The following is a 21,107-nucleotide window of genomic DNA, read 5'->3' on the forward strand; positions in this document are numbered from 1 at the left end:
TCGCTTTATGGGGTAAGGGGATTTTGTGTCTGCGACGTTTCTGTTATGCAAGGAATATGTACAATAAAATGAATTTTTGTCGTTTTACAAGCAAAATCCCACGAAACCCAATAGGTTGCTGATTTGAGGATGATAATAAACACCCTTACTGGAAGTTTGCCGAAGATATGTAACTATCGGGAGCCTCGCCCTTGAATGTTTACGATACCTATATAACAAAGCGTGTGCCAATGGTAATATTGACACACGCAGGCTGATTAGTTATCATAAGTTGCTATTTCTTTGAAAAGTATTTGCCACCTTTTATAATAATAAGACCTTGTCGATTGACTTGAGCTGTCCGCCTTCCCAAAGCATCATAAGTCTTGTGCTCAGACACTCTCTTCACTATTGTCTGACAGATATGAGAAGGTTGCATAATTTTCTGAATGGAGAAATCTGCGTATCTGAGTTCTTCGTCACGCAACAGGTCTTCCATCGAGCGATTATCGCCGATATAACGATAAATTCCCCATTTGGGTCGTAGTCCAGCACAGTCAGTACGCCACATATCGCAAGACTCTGCGTCTACGCGAAGCACTTGCTCGCCAGTTTTAACATCGTTAATAACCACCGAATACAGCCCTTTCTCCCCAAAACGAACACTTTCGGTCACCTCTACCCAATGGCCCATCAGTAAGGTTAAGTCTGCCGAAGCCATAGTCTTCAGAGCCCCCGTATGCCTATCATGATGTCTTACCTGTAGCACCTGCTTCTCTTTCTTCCCGCTACCCGTGGTTCGACAAGTAAACGTAATGAGCGGCGTAGACACATCAGCCGTTCCAGCCTTATTGTCGATGCCTTTCAACTGATGGATATGTGTAAAATTCTTGGTTGTCAGCAATCCCTTAGGCAGCAGAAACTTCCATTTGAAAACCATCGTTTCGCCTTCAAAGCCAATCATAGCCTCTGGCGAATTATCGAAAGTCTTGATTTCGTTGCGCTGTCGATCGGTAGTACTCTCAATGCCCCGGTCATCATCTATTTGGGCATGAATGAAAAACTGAAACACATATTTTTTCAGCGTCTCATCCATGACTTGCTGTATGTGCTGAAAAGGCTCAGAAGCATGGTCGCGCGAGAAATCAGGACACTCATACATATATCCCGAAGAAGTAATCTGTTGATAGGTCGTTGAGCTTTTACCATCGGCAATGAGTGTTCCGTCAGGTTCACCTGCCATCACCGACAATGGTAACATCACAACTGCCAAAATTAGATATTTCATATCGTCGGCAAGATCCTGATCCATGTGATGCTGTGAACGCCAGTTGAACGCAATCTTAGCGCCTGCATTATAAAGAGCCTCCGCCATAGCGAAGCAAATGCCATAAGCGGCACCGGTAACGAGAGCTACCTTGCCCTCAAGTGAAAACATTTTGTCCATAGTAGTATTGTTTATTTTAAATCAGTAGTCTTAATCTTCTGCATATCTGTGTAGTCGAGGTTCTCGCCTGCCATACCCCAGATAAAGGTGTAGTTGCTTGTACCAGCAGCGCAGTGGATAGACCATTGCGGAGAGATAACAGCCTGCTCGTTGTCCATCCACTTGATGGGCGTGTTTCCTGTGGCTCGCCCATCAAGTGGCATAAATTGAACAATTATTTTAAGCAAGCACCTATTCCACGGTGCCTTGCTGCTCAATGCGCTTGGCCTCTTCCAAGAGCTTGATGGCATCCACATACTGGGCGATGCCCTGTGCCACCTCCTTGGCTGCCTTCATCGCAAGAACCACAGTCTGAGGACGATGCACCACATCACCTCCGGCAAATACGCCTCGGCGAGTGGTCATACCGTATGGACGTTCCACCACCTTGACATAGCCCTTCTCATCTACCTCGATACCTGCCGTGGTAGACACGATGCGATTGGCTGGACGAGAACCGATGGCCAGATAGATGCGGTCGAACTTCTCCACTCTCTCGCCCTCTGGGGTATTGAGCACACAGCTGCCGAGTCTACCATTCTTGCCCTTGAGGAAAGCCTCTATGGTGGTCTTCCACTCAAACTTCACTCCTTCCTTCACAGCCTCCTCATACTCGCTCTGGATGGCAGGCATCTCTTCCTGGGTCTTGCGATAGAGCACAGTTACGTCGGCTCCCAGTCGGATAGCGGTACGAGCGGCATCCATCGCCACATTGCCACCGCCGATGACGCCTACCTTCTCGCCATCACGCAGAGGCACCATCTCTCTAGTCAAGGCACCCTCATTATAGGCATTCACATTGTGCAGGAAGTAGGTGCTCTGGCTCACACCATGGAGCTTGCTGCCCGGTGTGGAATCCATGTTCTGTGGCACACTGGTACCCGTGCCCATGAAGATAGCATCATAGCCGGCACGGAACAGGCTGTCGATGGTAACATTGTTCTCACCCACCATGCTTTTGGTGATAAACTGTACGCCCAATGCCTCAATCTTGCTCACCTCATCGCGCACCACGCTCTTAGGCAGTCGATACTCAGGAATGCCATACATCAGCACACCGCCCGGCTCTGCCTGTCCCTCGAAGATGGTTACATTGAAGCCCTGGCGAGCCAAATCGCCCGCTACGGTCAGACCTGCAGGTCCTGAACCGATGACGGCTACCCTGCCACGAGTTTTCTGTGGCAAGCGCTCACGAGAGAGATTCATCTTGGTATCGAAGTCGGCGAGAAACTGCTCCAACTTGCCTATCTGCACCGGTTTGCCCTTCTTGCCCAGCACACAGTGACCCTGGCACTGCTTCTCGTGAGGGCACACACGGCCGCAGATGGCAGGCAGGTTGCTCTTGGCATTGATGATGCTCATCGCCGCACCCATATTGCCCATGGACAATTCGTGTACAAAGTCGGGGATATCATTCTCTATAGGACAGCCCTTGCGACACTGCGGAATCTTGCAGTGCAGACAGCGCTTGGCCTCCTCAATAGCCTCTCGGGTAGAGAAGCCCTCGTTTACCACTTGGAAATTTATATCTTTCTTTTCTTCCTGTTCACTCATACTTGTTACTCTCCTATTTTTAAAGTTACTGAGCCTGTGCAACAAAAGCCAAAGACTCACGGCACTTGTCGCTCACTGCCTTCCAATCACCAGCAGCGATAGTGGCCTTCGGGAAAAGCTTAGAGCCCATACCTACACAGTTGGCACCTGCCTTAATCCAAGAAGCTATGTTATCTGCATCTGGAGATACACCACCTGTAACCATGATAAGCGACCAAGGCATTGGGGCCTTCAAGCCCTTAACAAAGTTAGTACCAAGAACGTCACCAGGGAATACCTTGCAAAGATCGCAACCCATCTCCTGAGCCATACCGACCTCTGTTACTGAGCCACATCCTGGTGTATAAGGAATAAGACGACGGTTGCAAACCTTAGCTACGTCTGGGTTGAACAACGGACCTACTACAAAGCAAGCACCAAGCTGAATGTAAAGAGATGCTGTAGGAGCGTCGACGATAGAGCCTACACCCATTGCCATATCTGGACATTCCTTAGCTGCAAACTTAACTACCTCAGCGAATACCTCGTGAGCGAAGTCACCACGGTTGGTAAACTCGAATGCACGAACACCACCATCATAGCAAGCCTTTACGATGTTCTTTGCTATCTCTACGTCGTTATTATAGAATACAGGCACCATACCAGTCTCGGTAATCTTTGCAAGCACCTGCTGTTTGTTGAATTTAGCCATAATGATAAATGAAAAGCCCTCCCCCCATCTCCTTCCCCATAGGGAGAGGAGTGGTATGTTAGGCAAATTATTGTTTAAAATAAAGTTATTATTATATAAAGCTTAAGCTCTCTCCTTCCTTTTATCAGCTATATATTATAGGTATAAAAGCTGTATTAAAACTTTTATAAGCAATATCAGCATACAAATCGTCCACTATTGGGATGGGACGTAGGTGAGGCTTTTAGCCTTTATTTATCGCTGTACACGACCATTAGCATTGCCAGCTGCCAAAGCCTCTACCTCATCAACTGTAACAAGGTTGAAGTCACCGTTAATAGTGTGCTTCAATGCCGAAGCTGCAACGGCAAACTCAAGAGCTTCACCCTGTGTAGGCTTTGTAAGCAAACCATGGATAAGACCACCTGAGAATGAGTCGCCACCACCTACACGGTCGATAATAGGCATAATGTCATAACGACGGCTCTCATAGAACTCCTCGCCGTTATAGATAAGAGCCTTCCAACCATTATGTGTTGCCGAGAAGCTCTCGCGCAGAGTAGAAACAACATACTTGAAGCCAAACTCCTTCTTCATCTGCTCGAAAATCTTGTGATAGCCGCTTGCGTCGGTCTGTCCACCCTCAACGTCAGCGTCTGGCTTAAAGCCAAGGCAGAGCTGTGCGTCTTCCTCGTTGCCTATGCAAACATCAACATACTTCATCAAAGGACGCATTACAGAGATAGCCTTCTCTGATGTCCAGAGCTTCTTACGGAAGTTGAGGTCAACACTCACTGTTACACCGTGACGCTTAGCAGCCTCACAAGCAAGACGTGTAAGCTCGGCAGCATTGTCGCTGATAGCAGTAGTAATGCCACTCCAGTGGAACCACTGAGCACCTTCCATGATAGCATCGAAGTCGAAATCCTCTGGCTTAGCTTCTGCAATAGCAGAGTGAGCACGGTCGTAAACAACCTTTGACGGACGCATAGAAGCACCTGTCTCAGCATAGTATAGACCCACACGATCGCCACCACGAGCAACGAAGCTTGTATCTACACCATAACGACGCAATGCGTTAACTGCCATCTGACCAATCTCATGCTTAGGAAGCTTGCTCACAAAGTAAGCCTCATGACCATAATTAGCTACACTAACAGCTACGTTAGCCTCACCGCCACCAGGGATGACGCGAAGAGTTTCTGACTGGATAAAACGGTCGTTACCGACTGGAGAAAGGCGAAGCATAATCTCGCCTAGGGTTATAATCTTTGCCATAAATATATATTTATTTTGTTCGTTAATATTTTTTGTTCGTTACCTACTATGTTATAATGTGACTATCTTTTAAGATACGCTTGTATAGTTTCTTAATACTACAGTATTCTCGTCGAGAACTGTCTATCACGTCATAGAGAAGCTTCTATCACTTCAAGTTCTTCTGTATGAAATCGGCCGATTTGAAAAAGATTTCCTCCATCTTGTCTGAACCTTTCGACGATAAGTTGTGATCATAGAAAGGATAGACGGAAAGCACAGCCTCACCACCCTTCTGCTTTACAGCATCAGCCAACATCTTGCTCTGTTCGCACTCCACTGTCAAGTCGTAGGTTCCACAGACGAGCAGACAAGCAGGAATATTCTTCTGGGGGATGAGGTTGATGGGCGACACGGCAGCGAGCGTTTTAGGATTGAGCTGATCGAAATAAGCGATGCGCTGAGCATCCTTCGTCTTTGCCGTAATCTTAGCCTTCTGCAGATCATAGATTCCAGAATAGCCCACCAGCAGTTTGGCTTGCGACTTCATGGCACCCACAGCTGCCAGATGAGCTCCCGCTGACGTACCTAAGAATCCAAAACAAGAGGGGTCTACATGAAGTTCTTTGGCATGGTTTTGCACATATTTCAGCGCATCCATCACATCCTGTATCGTGACCTGAATCGTGGCTCCTGGCTGTGGCGCCAAGGTATAAGAAACTCTCACGCCTGTGATTCCAGCCTGTTTGGCAAGATATTGCGACAAGACCTTAGAAGAACCATTGTTACTAGTGCGCCATCCCCCGCCATGCAGATAAATCATAAAAGGTGCGGGCTTGTCCGAAACCGCCTTGTCTACAGAAAGAATCAGTTCATAACCATTCGCTTTCTTGTAGACGATGTCTACTGTTTCTACGCCCTTGTAGAGTTTGCTTGTCAGTCTTTGCGGTTCATACTTATATGGCACCAGCACATCAGTAAGCTTACTCATGTCCATGCGTGCCTTGGCATAACGCGCTTCTTGCAAGAGTTTATACCCACCCTGTCCATCCTCTATCAGCTTCATGGCATAGTGATTGGTGAGTTGAGTGGTCTGTGCCTTCACACCTATAGCAGTGCCTAACATGGCACAAACCAAGCATAATAAAGATAAATATTTTTTCATTTTCTGAATCTTATCAATAAATCATTTATGTTTCGGCAGTTCTACCAAATGGGGGTAGCGACTGATCTGAACGTCGTAATAAGGCATCAACAGAGCACTTTTATCCGTCATTCCCAGCTGATAAGCCAGTTTGGTGTAGTTTTTATTTCCCAAAGCCTTTCCTGCTTCGAGCAAGATAGGAGTAGCACGTTGGGCATCAAACTTTTTGATTTGCTTGTACGTCCACTTCTCTGGCGACTTGTAATAAGGATACAAGAAAGCGACGACATCTGCCAATGACTTTTGCGAAGCAGTCTTCATAGTCCAGAGATTTTCACCGATACCTGCAGCTATAAAAGAAGCCTGCAAAGATGCCTCACAAACAAAGGTGGAATAGTGCAAGGACAAAGTGCGAGCCAACTCCTGTGGCAGTGAACCATTCTCAGCTATCTGATTGTTGAGTTTCTGCATGAAGTCGTCGCGCAGCACTTCTCTGATTCGATTTTCGTAACCCAAGAAAGCTAATAGTTCCATGTGCGTCACGTCAAACCACAAGCCATGATTGTTTTTAGTTCTACGCTCCATTTGTCCCTGAGTACTGTGCTCCATCCAATACAAGAAAGCCTTTCCCCATTCAGTGAGTTGTGTCTGGTCATGCTCTGTCCATCCAGCATAATCCTTGATGAGAGCCGACATACACAGAGCTCTACAAGCATGACGCGCATCCAGTATGCCCGTACCACGAAGTTTGGTGCGTCCAGGGATGAACTGTGAATAAGTCATATTGGGATTCATACCCGTGATGCTGTCGGTAAACCATGCACGCAGATAACGCGCACAATGTTCAGCATACAAACTTTTGCCTGTGACATAATATAACAAAGAAAGACAGTCTACGGCATTAGCCATTTTCACCATAGCCTTCTCGCTCATATAAGAATCGATTTCAGGATTCACCTTACCATCATGTCGCACATAAGGGAGTCCGTCTTTCTTTGTCGTATCCGGCCACCAGTAGCGAGACAAAGAGATGTAATCACGAGCATCATTAGAGGGAGGTAATATCTTCGACTTGACAGTAGGAGCCTTGTCCTTCATCAGTTTAACCGCCATCCCCTCATAGAAGCCAACCATCTTAACAGCCTGCTCATTGTTGTGCAGATAAGCCTCTTTAAGAGCAGACAGTCGCTGCTTGTCAAGAGGCAGAATCTGAGCCTTTGCAGAGACCAAAGCCCCTGCAAAGACCAGTAATACTATGAGTTTTCTCATTTATTATCTACGATTTATTATGAGAAGAATACACCACCATTGATATCGATGTTGGCACCTGTGATGTAAGAAGCCTTATCGCTTGCCAAGTAGCATACCAAGTCAGCCACCTCATCAGCCTGACCCTCACGACGCAGAGGATAGTTTCCCTTCATACGCTCACGATTCTCAGGAGTGTTGAAGATGTCGTGGAAAGATGTAGCTATCGTACCAGGGCAAACAGCGTTGACACGAATGCCATCAGGACCCAACTCCTTAGCCATAGAACGAGTAAAGGTAGAAACCGCAGCCTTAGATGTGGCATAGAGCGAAGCACCAGCACCACCACCATCACGAGCAGCCAAAGAAGAGAAGTTTACAATAGAAGCACCAGCTGTCATGAAAGGCACAACAGCACGAGTAGCCAACCATACAGAACGCATATTAACATCCATTACGATGTCATACCAGTCGTCTTCCTGCTCGGCAATCTTCTTACGGCCAACCATACCGCCTACTACGTTTACCAAGACATCAATCTTTTCGCCAAAGGCTTTCTGAGTCTCTGCTACAAGATTCTTCACATCAGCCACCTTGGTCATGTCGCCTTTCACGAGAATGCACTCGCCACCTACCTGACTGATTAACTCAGCAGTCTCCTTGGCAGCTGCCTCATTACCGAAATAGTTAACGCAAACCTTGGCACCATCGGCTGCCAACTGCACTGATACTGCTCTACCCAAGTCTCTTGAACCACCAGTAACGATGGCTACTTTATTTTCAAATCTTTTCATATTAATTTAATAATTTGGTTATTTGTATTAATTGTATTTTTTCTATTTATTTATCTATTTGTTTGATTTCACCCACTGTGAGGAAGATGGCAAGCCAAGACAATGGAACCAGCGCTCCCAACAAGCTGAACAAAACAGCCCAGTTGGTGATATAGCTTGAGAACAAGATTGCCAAGATGGTGCCAAGCACAGCAGATGCACCACCCAGTCCTGCCAACGAACCAACATTCTTACCACGATGCAAGTCGCACGGAATGGTTTGCAGATTGGTCATAAAGAACTGGAATCCACCCAGCACAAACGCCATCCATACTACAGCCAACACAGCTGAGGAAGACATAATGGCCAAGATGATGGAAGGAATGATGATAGCTCCACCCACTAAGATGGCATTTTTGCGTGCGTAGTTGATGGTATGTCCACGATTGATAAGCCAACAAGAATACCAACCACCCACGATACTTCCCAAAGCTGCTCCCGCATAAGGAACCCATGCAGAGAAAGCCACCTCTTTAATATTAAGGTGGAAAACATCAGCCAGATAGAGAGGCAAGAAGGTGACAAACATCCACCAGATAGGGTCGAGGAAGAAACGTCCCAAGATGACCGACCAGTTTTTCTTTTCGCTCAGCAACTCACCCCATGTCTTACAATGAGTATCTGCCTGAGGCTTTTTCTCCGGTTGATTGCTCAAGATGTAATGGCGCTCTTCTTCTGTAATCCAAGGATGCTCCTTAGGACCTTTCTTGTTGATAACGAGCCAAGGAATGAGCCACAACAAACCCAACGAACCAACACAGACAAAGGTTACCTTCCAGCCGAAACTGATAAACAGCATCAGGATGAATACAGGAGCAAAGATGCTACCTATAGATGCTGCCGCACCGAAAAGTCCCTGTGCAAAGGCTCTCTCCTTCTGTGGGAACCATTCCGCATTGCTCTTTGTAGTGCCAGGCCAAGGTCCTGCCTCGCCCAGTCCGAGCATCATTCTGAAAGCCGTCAGCGAGAACTTGCCAGTAGAGAATGCTGCCAGTGCGTCAGCCAATCCCCATATCAGCACACTACCAAAGAATCCCTTACGGCAGCCCACCTTATCATATAATCTGCCCGACACGAGCTGACTGATACCATAAGCTATCATAAAGAAGATAGTGATATCGCCCAAGATATCTTTTGCCTTCTTCGAAGCGTCTGGATCGTTGCGGTCAATGAGTCCCAGATCAATGGCTATTCCCTCCTTGTTGGTAACTATCGTTACAGCATCTTTCTGCTTGATGGTCACACTACCCTCATCTACTATCATGTCATCGCCACGCGTAGAGAAAAGGCGATAGCCCTTATCTGTTTTCACAGCCACATTCGAACTCATATCGATAGGCTGTTTTTCCACCAGCTCATAATCGATATTAGCCACCCACATATAGTTCAGGGTGCCACGATCCAAATAGTTGATGATGGTTATCATCATGATAAGTCCGATGATATACCATCGCAATCCTTTTATTTTCATGCACTTATTACTTTAAAAAGTCTGCCCTCATCGGACTAAATGTATCTATCAAGATGCCAGCCTCCAGGCAAACACATCCATGCAACTCATCTGGAGCTACATAATAACCATCGCCTGCCTCTAAGATACGCTTCTCATCGCCAATGGTGAGTTCAAACTTGCCACTTGCCACATAAGTAGCCTGGCTGTGATAATGCTCGTGCATGGTACCTACGGCTCCCTCTTCGAAAACCACCTTTACCATCATCAGCTGACCATCATAGCCCATAATCTGACGCTTGATACCAGGACCAGGATTTTCCCATCCCATTTCCTTTGCAATCTGAAATACTTCACTCTTTGTTTTCATATCTTTTCGTTTTTATTAATAATTATACTGAATATCTACTCTTCCATTCCATCGGAATATCTTGTTGCCTACCTGTACGGTATGTTCATGAGCCTCATCGTCAGCCAACAGCAAGAAGAGGTCGTGACCAGCATACACACCATGCAACACCAACTGAGAGTCGTCCTCAAACAGAATCTCCAGTTTCTCGCAGGAGGTGATGAGATCGCGAGAGGTTTCGCGCAAGACATCATACTCTCCATGAGTCTCTATTGAAACCGCAAAGGTGTGGTTCTTCTTGCCTTTCTCGCGGATGATATAGCCCGAACGATGCTGTAAGTTGAAGTCAGGGTCATTAGCTCCCAGGTCTACAAACTTAAATTCAGAAGTAGGGCTGCTGGCATAATTGACTGAATAGAATCGATTGGCCTTAAAGAACGTAAGGCATGAAGTCGATGAAGCGGTATTCTGTCCTGTAGCCTCAAGCCATAGATGCTGATAACCCGCTTTCTGACCCAGAGGCGCCATCTGATCTAAGTTACGCTGATAAGGATAATTTACCGATACCAGATGACCATTATACCACAACGGATAATCGTAGTCGTGCACCTTGTCTGACTTCAATCTGAACACATCGCATATCAGAGGGCGTTCGAGGAAAGGCACCTTGGCATAGACGATAGTTCGCAGCATGTCTACACCAGGATAGGCATTGGTATCGCGAGCCATCACCATCTGCCAACCCTCATGAGAGAAGTCAGCTTCAACAATGTTAGCATGATACTGCTCTGCCACTTTCAGCTTACCGCCATAGTTGCTGTTCTGATCCACCACCACCGTGTTATGGGCAATGGTCTGCTTGGCATAGGTATTGTTCTCCTTGGTGTAATGTCCGCCATGCTTTGCCTCTATGTTGAGGAATCTCGAAGCTCCATAGTCGGTCAATATTTCGTGCCCATTGTCGTAGTAAGCCATGGCAAGTTTGTCGTAGTGTCCATGTCCCATACCTTGCGATGTAGCCTTCAGTGTGATGGCACTATTGTACTCAGAACTGCGTGGTCGCATGATAGCAAAACCGCCATCCTTACCATCTCTTCCGTCGCTCAACACACAACTGCGCTGTACGAGGGCATGAGATTCCTCCTTTGCCATATCGCGCTGCGCCATAAACCCTCCAGCTATAGGCAGAACATAAGTCTGATAGTTTTTCATCACAGCCAACAGCGACTTGTTTTCAGGAAACTTACCATAGATGATATTGGCAGCATAAACCATCTCCTGAGCAGAAAGACCTTTCTCCAGAGCATCGTTGATATGAAAGAACTCTCCCTCGTATGACATCTGCACCAAAGCATCTAATGCCTTCACAAGGATTCCGTTACGACGATGGAAGACGTTAAGCTCGGGCATACAATGATCGATGCATTGAGCAAACACCACAAAGGGCCAGATGGCATAACGCTGATAGTAAGCCCCTTCGGTGTAATAGCCGTCAGGAGAGAAGAGATAGTCCATCTGGCGCAAGAATCCACCATTCTTGCCTGTTTCATCCGTGCCGTACAAAGCCTTGCGCACCAATGATTGGTTGCCAGTAGCCATGCCAACCATACCCACTGCCGAAGTGGCCCATGTGGCATGGTTGTGCATACGGTTGAACATCTCATGGTTGCGCTTATGCTCCCCATAGCCGTTCATAATGAAGTCTGCCATATTAAAGAGTAAGTTTTTCTCTATGAACTTACGCTGCTTGGCAGACAGGGCATCATACACACAGTCGTACGCCATTGCGGTATGAACGAGCCACACGCTCTCATTGAGCGTCTGCCAGAAGAGACGACCAGGTACTGGCGACAAGCTGACAGGATGGAGCCCCCACTTAGGATATTTCTGCGCATACTCCATAAGCATCTGAGCCACGAAGTCAGCATATTTCTTGTTGCCCGTGTACTGATATGCCAATCCTGCATGAAACATTGCATAGTAGTTGCTTTTATGCTGCTCGTGTACTGCACCTCCACCGCCGTCGATGGGAGTAGGAACTTGTATGGCTGCAGCACAAGCCTCATCAGCTTTTTGCACCAAGTCGTCTACCACTCGTCCGAAAGCAGGAACTTCGTTTATATGTTTTTTCATATATCCCAACTCCTCTTGAGTAAGCAAGAGTTTGGGATGCTGCGCCATGGTAGCAACAAGCCCCAAAGCACAGAAGAAAAAGATTAATAATAGTCGTTTCATATTACAAACCTTGATTTTGTCGATTCAAATATACTTCTTTTCGCATGGCAAGTACCGCACCTGAGTTCTCGAACTTGCAACGCTCTATCACCACATCCTCCCAAGAAGTTTCGTCCAGGCGAACACTTACTCCGCCTCTACCACTATTGAAGAATTGGCAGTCAGAAACACGCAAGTATTGTGGCCCCATCAATCGCAAGACGCTACCACGCTGCTTGTTGCAACAATCGTAGAAGAAACAGTTGCGCACAGTGACGTAAGGTCCTGCCGTACTCTCGTCGCTACCGCCACGATACACATTGACAGGTGTGCCCAACAAACGACGGAACTCGCAGTTTTCGATCAGCATATTCTCGGCGTTGTAACGTCCCTTGTCATCCTTCTCGGATGCAAAGTCGACACCACCACCAGAACAGTCGGCAATGAGACAACCCGTAACAATCAGACTATCGGCAAAGGTGGATTTCTGTCCACGAATAGCAGCACAGCCATTCTCACCAAAGTTGATAAACTTACAGTTGTTTACCTTCAACTTATAAGGAGTTGTCATGGTCTTGGCTGTAGAGATACCTGTCTCTGGCGAAGACCCGCCAGGTTCTAAGCGACCATCAAAGACAAGGCCTTCTACTTCAAGACTTCCCCCATTATCTATGGTCATGAGATGGGGCACTGAGGTCCCCACCGAGCGAAGCAACGTTTTGCCAGAAGCCGAGCGTATAGTCACATTTTTCTGCACCAAGACGGTCTTCACCAACTTGTACTCATCGCCTTGCAGCACAAAGGAATCGCCATCCTCAGCCTGAGCCAACACCTGAGGAAGGTCGGCATCCTTGGCTACCATGACAGTGCGAGCCTCTGCCTTAGCGGTTTTCGCTGTCTCACTCAGCTTACCTATCGTCCTACTAATCATCTGCTGATAAGTAGGCACCATAGGCAGCTTCACCTTTGCTATTTTTATTCCTGAAGGCAGACCTTCCAGATTCTTATTCATGATATTGTCGGCGAAGCGAACTTCAGATGCCTTATCTACCATCTGGAAAGGATTCTGCGTGCCGCTAACGAACAAACGGTTTCTCTTGAAGTCGATGCTACGAGGAGCCGAAGTGCGTTCGGCATCAGCACCCGTACCAAACTCCAGATTCGTGCAGTCGACGTACACATTGTCGGTTATTGTAATGTCAGAGACTTGCACATATCGATTGGGCAGAGAGTTGGGTACAGCATTCATAACTCCTAAAGCAGAGAAAAAGCGCTGACCTGCCAAACTAACGAAAATGTTGTTGCGAATGACATGATCGGAATCTATCACTCTCACACCGCCCGTATTGCGCTTGCCATTACCTACAAAGGTGTTGTTCTCTACCAAGTTGCGCTTGCCATGACGCAAAGCCACCACGCCTTCACACTCCCAGAGGTAATTGCCGCGCACGATGTTGTCGCAAGACTTGATAGATATCACTTCCACCTCACCAGAGCATCTGTCAAAGAAATTGTCACAAACCGTAGTTGCTGAGGTTTCATAGCTTTGCTGAGAAGTACCGATACGCATGGTCTCTGCACCATTGGAACCATATACCTCACGAGGACCAAAATAGTTATGGTCTATCTGATGATGATTGTTCAGATTGTTGGCACCATTGAGGTTGACAAGGAGCGTTACACCCAAGTTGTACTTGCGCAGCAATTCGCAGTGATCCACTCTGTTGCGCTGGCCAGATAGATAAATATAACTCTTTGACTGCGAACGGTCTTCGGTATTATAGTTGTCTATCACGCAGCGAGTCAAATTGCAATCTTGTGCGAAATCTTTGCCACCAGCAAACTCCACTACTGAGCGGCGAGAAGGATAACCATTGCGAAACTCCAGTCCGCTTACCACCAAATGCTTGCCACTCATGACGAGCGAAGAACGCCCTGTGATAAGCACTGTGCCCGGCTTTGCCTCCACAGTGATAGGAGCCTGCTTCGTACCTACAGCCTTCCACTTGAGGTCGACGTCACGATAAGTACCAGCCTCAATGATGACACGGTCGCCAGCCACAGCCTTCTTCAGACAGTCAGCCACCCCTGGCAGAGAGGTCACATAATCACGTGCCTCGCCTGTCATAGGAGTTGCCAACATAAGAGCCAGCACACCTTCATATAAATGCTTTCTTACTTCCATTCTTTTTTCGTTATATAAACAATACTTAATACTGATAATCGTGCTTCATCCAATACATATCAAAGGTGACTCTACTTGAAGAAGGCGCCTTAGTATTATTGTACAATTTAAAATCAACATGCTTGATGTGCAAGAAACCAATGCGCTTGATATTTTCGGCAGCATTAGCCGCTTGTCCCTTCACATTATAATAAATAACCAAGATGAAGGCATCTACATCGGCTGACTTCTCTGCTCCTACAGCAAAGACTCCAGGAGCAAACACAGTATTATTAACCGACTGCTTAACTGCCCCGACGCTGATATTGCCAATCTTCTTTCCGGCTACATCAATAGGGAATGTATGCTCGTCAATCTTCTCCAAAGCACCATTCTTAATCTGGTCGATGATCGCCTTGTGAGTAGGCTCTGTAGGGTTGAGATAAACAAAGCTGAGACATGGAGTTCCATAGCAGTTGCCATTGGCTCCCGTCACACGATATTCGTCGGCAGAATTGTTGATCATGTAGAAGTTACGCAACTGTGTGTTAGAACCAGCAGGCGTATTGATCTGCAACGTACCAGCACTCACACCAGAGAAGAAGAAATAAGGATTTACCGAATTGTATTCCTCCTCAGTTACCTTAGGTAGATTCTTACCAGCACAGGTATTAGCTTGATACTTATAAGATATAGGGTCGACAGCTGTTCTCCATAAACTATTGGCATAAACCAATCCTGTTTCTGGCGAGAAGAAAGAGGCTAATGACTCTACGTCACGTCCCTGTCCGTAAATCACCTTGTCCTTCCAGAAGTAAACGAAAGGCACATTCACACCAAACTGTTCGGTAAGGGTGCGTGTCTCGATGCCATCGAAATAAGTTATTGACAGCGAAGTCTGGTTATGTCCGTCTACAAACTTATCGGAATAAGGAACCACAAACTTCAACGTATTCTCTGTCTGCAAACTTACCATACACTCTACATCACCCACGAACACCTTATTAATCTTGTTCAGATAAGAACCCGTGAGAGTTATCTCATCGCCCACACTGTTGTCACCAAACTCTGTAGTAGTTACCTCAGGCTGATAACGCTTCACATTGAGCATAGGCAAGAGGTCGGCAGCTGTTTCCTGAGTGGTGGTACCATCGTAGTAGGCAAAGGTGACATGAGCATCGTCTTTCTCTACATAAGGTACCGTGAACACAATCTCGTTGACATTCTTGCTGATGACAGTAGCCTCGTGCTTCACTGTACCGCCATTAGCCGTAAAATACACAGCAGAAATGACATTCATGTTCTTACCGCTGATGAGCATTTTGTTACCCATCTCCACCTCTCTCTGTACCGAAGATGCCGTAGCCAAAGGAGCAGGATATTCCACAGCAAACTCGCTCTCAGAAACACCCTCACCCTCGGCATTGACAAGTGTTATCTTGCCAGTACGCGCCTCATTAGGAACCTCTATCGTGAGACTCGTGTTAGAGAGTCTTTCCGCGATTTCACATTCTTTCTCTCCCAACAAAGCCGTGGTGACTCCGTTCAGAGCTTTTCCTGTGACAACTATCTTGCTTCCCACACTGCCTTGTGCTGGCATAAAACTCTCTATAACAGGAGCACTAGCTATCGTCTCGTTCATCGACAATTCATCGCACGAAACGAGAAAGCATGCTGCAAGTAGGAATGTGAATATATATTTCATCTTTTTCATAAGATTCTCTTTTTATTCGTTAATATTAATAACCAGCATTCTGAGCTACATCAGGATTGATATTAGTCACAGAAACAGGGACAGGAAGATAGGTCTGCCAGTTGCTGATGGGGTTTACACGATAGGTATATCCAGCATAGAACGACTCGCTACTCAGATATTCGTTGATGGTCTCAGTGACAACATCCCAACGTTTCAGGTCGAACCAGCGCTGATTCTCGAAAGCCAACTCCAGACGGCGCTCATTGCGCACTGCCATACGGAAGTCATACTTGTTGCCTACTTGCTCTAAAGCATAAGGAGCAATACCAGCACGTTCTCTTATCATATTGACATATTTCAATGCCTCGGTAGATGGTCCTGCTGTCTCATTGAGCAATTCAGCATAGAGCAGCGCGATGTCGCCCACACGGATAATAGGCCAATCGCTCTCACCATCAAAATTTGTTGTCACAGGGTTGGTGTACTTGCAGCAGTAAGTAGCCTCCACCCATTGACCAGTCGTTGCATTGTAATATTTCTGAGCGATATTGACGTTGCGTCTTGTCTCGTCACCTTCCATAATATAGGCATTGATGAGATTGTCGCTTGGAGAGTTAAACCAGTTGGCTGTTCCTACGATGACGTTAGCTCCATTGTTGATAGGTGCAAAGAGATTGCCGAAAGGTGAGCCCAAACCTATTTTGCCAGAGAGGTATCTCACAGCAAAGATAATCTCCTTATTCATCTCGTTATTGATGTCAAAGACAGAGGCATAAGGTACTAAGTCGGCAGCAGTCTGTGGATTGCCCACCGTCTCGCTTCCCAACACATCCTTACACAAGTTGAGCGCCTGCTGATACTTCTCATCGCCCACTGCATAATGGGTGGCATAAACCTTAGCTAAGAGCGCCTTGGCTGCATTCATATCGGCTCTACCGAGAAGGGCGTCAGTCTGTTTGGCTGGCAGCAGCTGTTGGTCGACGATTGTCTCCAAGTCGCCCTCGATGAGCGCATAGACATCAGACACAGAAGAGCGCTGCATATTGCGAGCCACGTCAGACGGAGTCTTGCTGGTTACGATAAATACAGGTCCCCAAAGTCGCACGAGATTGAAGTACTCCAGCGCACGCAGGAATCGTGCCTCACCTTCATACATCTTCTTATTGGTTTCGTTCTTCACCACCTGCACACTGGCAAGCACATTGTTGGTTCTTGAGATGAGCGCATAGCATGCTTTCCAATAACTCTCCACCCACTCGTGCTCTGTATTGATGACGTTTTGGTCGAGCTGCTCTATCAGTTTAGTCGTGTTGGAGGAAGAGTTGTTATTGTACATTCTGGCATTATCAGAACGCAGTTCTGTCATCGCCCATTCGTAATACATCACGTCATGAAGACCATTATAGCATCCCATCACGAGATCGTTGACAGAGTTGTCATCAGTCACATACTCGTCAGAAGCGACCTCCGAATAAGGATATTGGTCAAGGTTACATGAGGAGAAGCTGAGGGCTCCCACGATACCTAATATTGCAAATATTCTTGTTTTCATATTGTTAGTTGTTTTTTAGAAGTTTACGTCAAATCCTACAGATATGGTTGATGTGAGAGGGAAACCTCCACGCTGATAACCATCTATCAGGGTGTTGGTGTAAGGTCCTGTCGTGAATCTTGACTCTGGGTTGATACCACGATAGTCGCCACTCCATATATACAGCAGGTTGTTGCCCGAGAGATAGAATCTCAAGTCGTTGAGATGCATTTTCTTGACAATGTCCTTTGGCATGGTGTAACCAATGGTAAGGTTGCGCAAGCAGGCATACGAAGCGTTCTGCAAAGGATAGTCGGTAAGCAAGAGGTTATGACCATTCTTCTCATAAGGAGTCTTGCCGTCACCAGGGTGCTCTGCACTAATCCAGCGGTTCTTAGCGTAGGCCTTGTTGTAACGTAAAGTTTCGTTATAGTACACGTCGCCATTGAAAACTGTAATACCCTGCACGCCCTGAATCAGGATAGAGAAGTCGAAATTCTTGTAGCGCAAGTTGTTGGTAAGACCCCATGTGAAGTCTGGATAAGGATTTCCGAGAGGCACACGGTCGTTAGCATCGAGTGTTCCACTGTTGTCAGTGTCTACGATGCGGAGTCCACCTGGAACATCGTCAGCAAAGTGTGGGTTAGCATCTATCTCCTCCTGAGAATTCCACACACCCTGGGTCTTATATCCATAATACTGGATAAGTGGTGAACCCACCTTAGCGATGTAGCACTCATTGCGCTCACCCTGGCTGATGATTTGGCTCTCTCCTCCGATTTCCAACAACTTATTGCGTGAAAGCGAGAAGTTAAAGTTGGTTTCCCAACTGAAGTTTCTATTGCGAATATTGTGTGTATCAATCTGAATCTCCACACCCTTATTGCTCACCCTTCCGATGTTGTTCCAATAGTTGGAATAACCTGTAAACGACTGCGTAGGCTGTGCAAAGAGCAATGCCTTGGTCTCAGAATAGTAAGCATCGAGCGACAAGTTGATGCGATTTCTGAAAAGACCTAAGTCGAAACCAAAGTTAAACTCATTGGTCTTCTCCCAAGTAATGTTAGAGTTTGCCAAAGTAGAAGATGTATTAGCCATACCATTCACCAAACTTCCATTGCCTGCGCCCAAAGCGTAATTGGCAGAGTTGAGCACCTCTAAGGCTGCCTGATAAGAAATCTGATTGTTACCTGTCATACCATAAGAGGCACGCAACTTCAGATTAGAAATAGCTTCAATAGACTTCATGAAGGCTTCTTCGCTGACACGCCAACCCAAAGATATAGAAGGGAACCAAGCGTTGCGATTGCCCTTAGCGAAGAGCGATGAACGGTCAAGGCGCAAAGATGCTGACATCAAATAGCGACTCAAATAACTATAGTTGATACGACCTAAATAAGATTCTAAAACGACGTCTGGATAACGGAAGGTTCCAGTACCAGCCTTATCGCCATTGCCCGATGTAGCCAACTCGAAGATAGTAGCTGCATTCAGGGTCTTGATGTTGTCGGTAGCAAAACCTGTGGCTGTCTCTGCCACGCGCTGTACACGTGTACGCTCTGCTGTATAGCCCAAGAGGGCATCAATGCTATGCTGCTTCTGACTTCCCAAGTTGAGGTGATAAGAAAGGGTATTCTCTGTCAACAAGTCGATGTATAAGTTGCTGAAATAAGTAGCACGGCTGGCTTCACCATCCTTGGTTGCATTCTTATTATCATAAGTATAAGAAGGTGAGAAGCGCACATTAAAACCATTAGAAGTCTTAAAGGTCAATCCCTTAGCCAGTTCTACCGTCAGATACAAGTTGCCCAATCCCTGGAAATCTTCACTCCAACGCATGGTGTTGGCCATCACGCTGCATGGATTGTTGTTGGAAGAAGAGAAAGGTGAGGTTCGCTCTGTCAAAGGATTGCCTTCTTCGTCTACCTCGCCTGTTGGGGTTTCTATATTATTGAAGTGGCTACCACGAGCAAAACCACTATAGCCAGTAAGTGCTGTTGTGATGTCGTTGTGATAAACAGGCAGGAATGATGGTGTGCGATAGAAGTCGATAAAGTTGTTGCGAGGACGCTCTGCACGCTTGTAAGTACCAGAGAAATTGACACCGAAGCCCACACTCTTAGATAAGCGTGTGTCTAACTTGGCGCGGAAGTTCACCTTGTCGAGTGTATTGGAACGCATGATACCCTGATCCTTCATATAAGCAGCCGACACAAAATACTTAGTGTCCTTCTTGCCACCAGATACGCTAAACTGCACATTGGTCATTGAAGCCACATCGTTAAGACCCTCCTTCTGCCAGTCGGTAGCACCATACAACGACTCCAGATAAGCCGCACTACGTGCCTGAGACATAACAGGGCGTCCACCTAACGCTTCTTCTTGCTGCATCAAGTTAAACCAATCGGTAGAGGTCATCATGTCGTGCAACTGGTAAGCATACTTGAAACCCTGATAGAAATTGAACTTATACTTAGGTTGTTCGGGAGTACCTTGCTTCGTGGTGATAAGAATAACACCATTGGCTGCACGTGAACCATAGATGGCTGCAGAAGCAGCATCTTTCAGAATCTCTACAGACTTAATGTCGGAAGCATTTACCTGCGACAAACCACCCTTTACAGGGAATCCATCAATAATCACTAATGGAGAACTCTCGGCTGAGATAGAACCTGTACCGCGCACACGAATAGAAGGTGTAACACCCACCTCGGAAGTCTCATTGCTCACGGTAAGACCTGTCATCATACCCTGTAACGCCTGAGTGACATCGCTAACAGGAGCTTTGGTCAACGAGCCACCATCCAGTTTGGAAATAGAACCCGTAAGGTGAGATTTCTGCTGTACGCCATAACCGATCACCACTGTTTCGTCCAGCTGTGTGTCGTTCACCTCTAATCTTACATCGATTTTCTTTCTGTCACCAACCGTTACCATTTGGTCAGTGTAACCAATATAAGAAAAAACAAGAACAGTCTTCTTGCTTTTCACCTCTATGGAATATTTACCATCCATATCGGTAATAGTGCCAGCAGTGTTACCTGCATCACCTTTCACAGCAACAGTAGCACCTACTAAAGGTCCTTCTGTATCAGTGACGGTACCATGTATCACTATCTGAGCATTGACAGCAGCACTAAGACATAGCGCTATCATTGTCATCAATAAGTTTGTTTTTAAAAGTCTCATAGGCTTTCTTTTTAAGAATTATAGATATTTTAGTTTCTATGCGCAAAGATAATGCAAATCGAATGCAGAATCATCAAGCTCGCTTGAATGTCATGCTGAGATGCTGTTTATCTTCTGCAAAGATAATGCAAATCGAATGCAGAATCATCAAGCTCGCTTGAATGTTATGCTGAGATGCTGCTTATCGTCTGCAAAGATAATACTTAAATATGATAAATAAAACTTTTTGGTATACCAATTATATTAGTTTAACGTTTTGTTATTTTTTTCTTGCCTTTATGTGAATTATCGTTAATTCAATTCCGGTTTCATGAAATATACAGAATAATTATGTACCTTTGCG

General features: G+C 46.3%; 14 protein-coding genes and 2 pseudogenes. All 16 read right to left on the reverse strand.

Annotated features, from left to right (window positions below; genetic code table 11):
- Nucleotides 1–274 precede the first annotated feature (274 nt).
- The 16 genes and pseudogenes from NNC77_RS14575 to NNC77_RS14650 all read right to left on the reverse strand — a co-directional run bounded on the left by NNC77_RS14575 (nucleotide 275) and on the right by NNC77_RS14650 (nucleotide 20,731).
- Nucleotides 275–1,291, reverse strand: coding sequence for a hypothetical protein (locus NNC77_RS14575; RefSeq protein ID WP_254986897.1), 1,017 nt, complete (start codon nucleotides 1,289–1,291; stop codon nucleotides 275–277).
- Nucleotides 1,274–1,426 (reverse strand): annotated as a pseudogene (locus tag NNC77_RS14580) (gluconate 5-dehydrogenase); the annotation flags it as partial. The gene NNC77_RS14575 and the pseudogene NNC77_RS14580, both read right to left, overlap by 18 nt.
- An 11-nt stretch (nucleotides 1,427–1,437) precedes the next feature.
- A pseudogene (locus NNC77_RS14585) lies at nucleotides 1,438–1,631 on the reverse strand (5-dehydro-4-deoxy-D-glucuronate isomerase); the annotation flags it as partial.
- Nucleotides 1,632–1,657: 26 nt separating this feature from the next.
- A complete protein-coding gene (locus tag NNC77_RS14590) occupies nucleotides 1,658–3,019 on the reverse strand; it encodes an NAD(P)-dependent oxidoreductase (RefSeq protein ID WP_254971605.1) in 1,362 nt (453 codons plus the stop codon).
- 25 nt (nucleotides 3,020–3,044) lie between these two features.
- Nucleotides 3,045–3,710 carry a bifunctional 4-hydroxy-2-oxoglutarate aldolase/2-dehydro-3-deoxy-phosphogluconate aldolase gene (locus NNC77_RS14595; RefSeq protein ID WP_117693310.1) on the reverse strand — a complete coding sequence of 222 codons (666 nt, stop codon included), beginning with the start codon at nucleotides 3,708–3,710 and terminating at the stop codon, nucleotides 3,045–3,047.
- 234 nt (nucleotides 3,711–3,944) lie between these two features.
- The gene (locus tag NNC77_RS14600; protein WP_117727525.1) at nucleotides 3,945–4,967 is read right to left on the reverse strand and encodes a sugar kinase; all 1,023 of its coding nucleotides are present in this window, start codon (nucleotides 4,965–4,967) and stop codon (nucleotides 3,945–3,947) included.
- A gap of 148 nt (nucleotides 4,968–5,115) precedes the next feature.
- Nucleotides 5,116–6,111, reverse strand: a complete 996-nt coding sequence (locus NNC77_RS14605) for an alpha/beta hydrolase (RefSeq protein ID WP_117727524.1) — start codon at nucleotides 6,109–6,111, stop codon at nucleotides 5,116–5,118.
- A 21-nt stretch (nucleotides 6,112–6,132) separates the two neighbouring features.
- Nucleotides 6,133–7,359: an alginate lyase family protein gene (locus NNC77_RS14610; RefSeq protein WP_254971603.1), complete on the reverse strand. Its 1,227-nt coding sequence runs from the start codon at nucleotides 7,357–7,359 to the stop codon at nucleotides 6,133–6,135.
- 17 nt (nucleotides 7,360–7,376) lie between these two features.
- Nucleotides 7,377–8,132 (reverse strand): SDR family NAD(P)-dependent oxidoreductase, encoded by a 756-nt coding sequence (locus tag NNC77_RS14615; RefSeq protein ID WP_117693318.1) that lies wholly within the window; start codon nucleotides 8,130–8,132, stop codon nucleotides 7,377–7,379.
- Nucleotides 8,133–8,178: 46 nt separating this feature from the next.
- A complete protein-coding gene (locus tag NNC77_RS14620; protein WP_254971601.1) occupies nucleotides 8,179–9,642 on the reverse strand; it encodes an MFS transporter in 1,464 nt (487 codons plus the stop codon).
- Nucleotides 9,643–9,649: 7 nt separating this feature from the next.
- Complete coding sequence (locus tag NNC77_RS14625; protein WP_117693322.1) at nucleotides 9,650–9,991, reverse strand: cupin domain-containing protein; 342 nt, start codon at nucleotides 9,989–9,991, stop codon at nucleotides 9,650–9,652.
- Nucleotides 9,992–10,006: 15 nt separating this feature from the next.
- Complete coding sequence (locus tag NNC77_RS14630) at nucleotides 10,007–12,205, reverse strand: heparinase II/III domain-containing protein (RefSeq protein WP_254971599.1); 2,199 nt, start codon at nucleotides 12,203–12,205, stop codon at nucleotides 10,007–10,009.
- A 1-nt stretch (nucleotide 12,206) separates the two neighbouring features.
- Nucleotides 12,207–14,369 carry a chondroitinase-B domain-containing protein gene (locus tag NNC77_RS14635; RefSeq protein WP_254971598.1) on the reverse strand — a complete coding sequence of 721 codons (2,163 nt, stop codon included), beginning with the start codon at nucleotides 14,367–14,369 and terminating at the stop codon, nucleotides 12,207–12,209.
- 25 nt (nucleotides 14,370–14,394) lie between these two features.
- Nucleotides 14,395–16,062 (reverse strand): IPT/TIG domain-containing protein, encoded by a 1,668-nt coding sequence (locus NNC77_RS14640; protein WP_203068719.1) that lies wholly within the window; start codon nucleotides 16,060–16,062, stop codon nucleotides 14,395–14,397.
- Between the two features lie 25 nt (nucleotides 16,063–16,087).
- Nucleotides 16,088–17,596: a RagB/SusD family nutrient uptake outer membrane protein gene (locus NNC77_RS14645; protein WP_254971597.1), complete on the reverse strand. Its 1,509-nt coding sequence runs from the start codon at nucleotides 17,594–17,596 to the stop codon at nucleotides 16,088–16,090.
- 15 nt (nucleotides 17,597–17,611) lie between these two features.
- The gene (locus NNC77_RS14650; protein ID WP_233338425.1) at nucleotides 17,612–20,731 is read right to left on the reverse strand and encodes a SusC/RagA family TonB-linked outer membrane protein; all 3,120 of its coding nucleotides are present in this window, start codon (nucleotides 20,729–20,731) and stop codon (nucleotides 17,612–17,614) included.
- Nucleotides 20,732–21,107: the final 376 nt, after the last annotated feature.

The sequence above is a fragment of the Segatella copri genome, from assembly GCF_024330485.1.
Classification (GTDB): Bacteria; Bacteroidota; Bacteroidia; order Bacteroidales; family Bacteroidaceae; genus Prevotella; species Prevotella copri_L.

Coding starts and splice junctions, on each gene's coding strand:
- NNC77_RS14575 (WP_254986897.1), bottom strand. CDS start 1,291: ATGGATCAGGATCTTGCCGACGATATGAAATATCTAATTTTGGCAGTT.
- NNC77_RS14590 (WP_254971605.1), bottom strand. CDS start 3,019: ATGAGTGAACAGGAAGAAAAGAAAGATATAAATTTCCAAGTGGTAAAC.
- NNC77_RS14595 (WP_117693310.1), bottom strand. CDS start 3,710: ATGGCTAAATTCAACAAACAGCAGGTGCTTGCAAAGATTACCGAGACT.
- NNC77_RS14600 (WP_117727525.1), bottom strand. CDS start 4,967: ATGGCAAAGATTATAACCCTAGGCGAGATTATGCTTCGCCTTTCTCCA.
- NNC77_RS14605 (WP_117727524.1), bottom strand. CDS start 6,111: ATGAAAAAATATTTATCTTTATTATGCTTGGTTTGTGCCATGTTAGGC.
- NNC77_RS14610 (WP_254971603.1), bottom strand. CDS start 7,359: ATGAGAAAACTCATAGTATTACTGGTCTTTGCAGGGGCTTTGGTCTCT.
- NNC77_RS14615 (WP_117693318.1), bottom strand. CDS start 8,132: ATGAAAAGATTTGAAAATAAAGTAGCCATCGTTACTGGTGGTTCAAGA.
- NNC77_RS14620 (WP_254971601.1), bottom strand. CDS start 9,642: ATGAAAATAAAAGGATTGCGATGGTATATCATCGGACTTATCATGATG.
- NNC77_RS14625 (WP_117693322.1), bottom strand. CDS start 9,991: ATGAAAACAAAGAGTGAAGTATTTCAGATTGCAAAGGAAATGGGATGG.
- NNC77_RS14630 (WP_254971599.1), bottom strand. CDS start 12,205: ATGAAACGACTATTATTAATCTTTTTCTTCTGTGCTTTGGGGCTTGTT.
- NNC77_RS14635 (WP_254971598.1), bottom strand. CDS start 14,369: ATGGAAGTAAGAAAGCATTTATATGAAGGTGTGCTGGCTCTTATGTTG.
- NNC77_RS14640 (WP_203068719.1), bottom strand. CDS start 16,062: ATGAAAAAGATGAAATATATATTCACATTCCTACTTGCAGCATGCTTT.
- NNC77_RS14645 (WP_254971597.1), bottom strand. CDS start 17,596: ATGAAAACAAGAATATTTGCAATATTAGGTATCGTGGGAGCCCTCAGC.
- NNC77_RS14650 (WP_233338425.1), bottom strand. CDS start 20,731: ATGATAGCGCTATGTCTTAGTGCTGCTGTCAATGCTCAGATAGTGATA.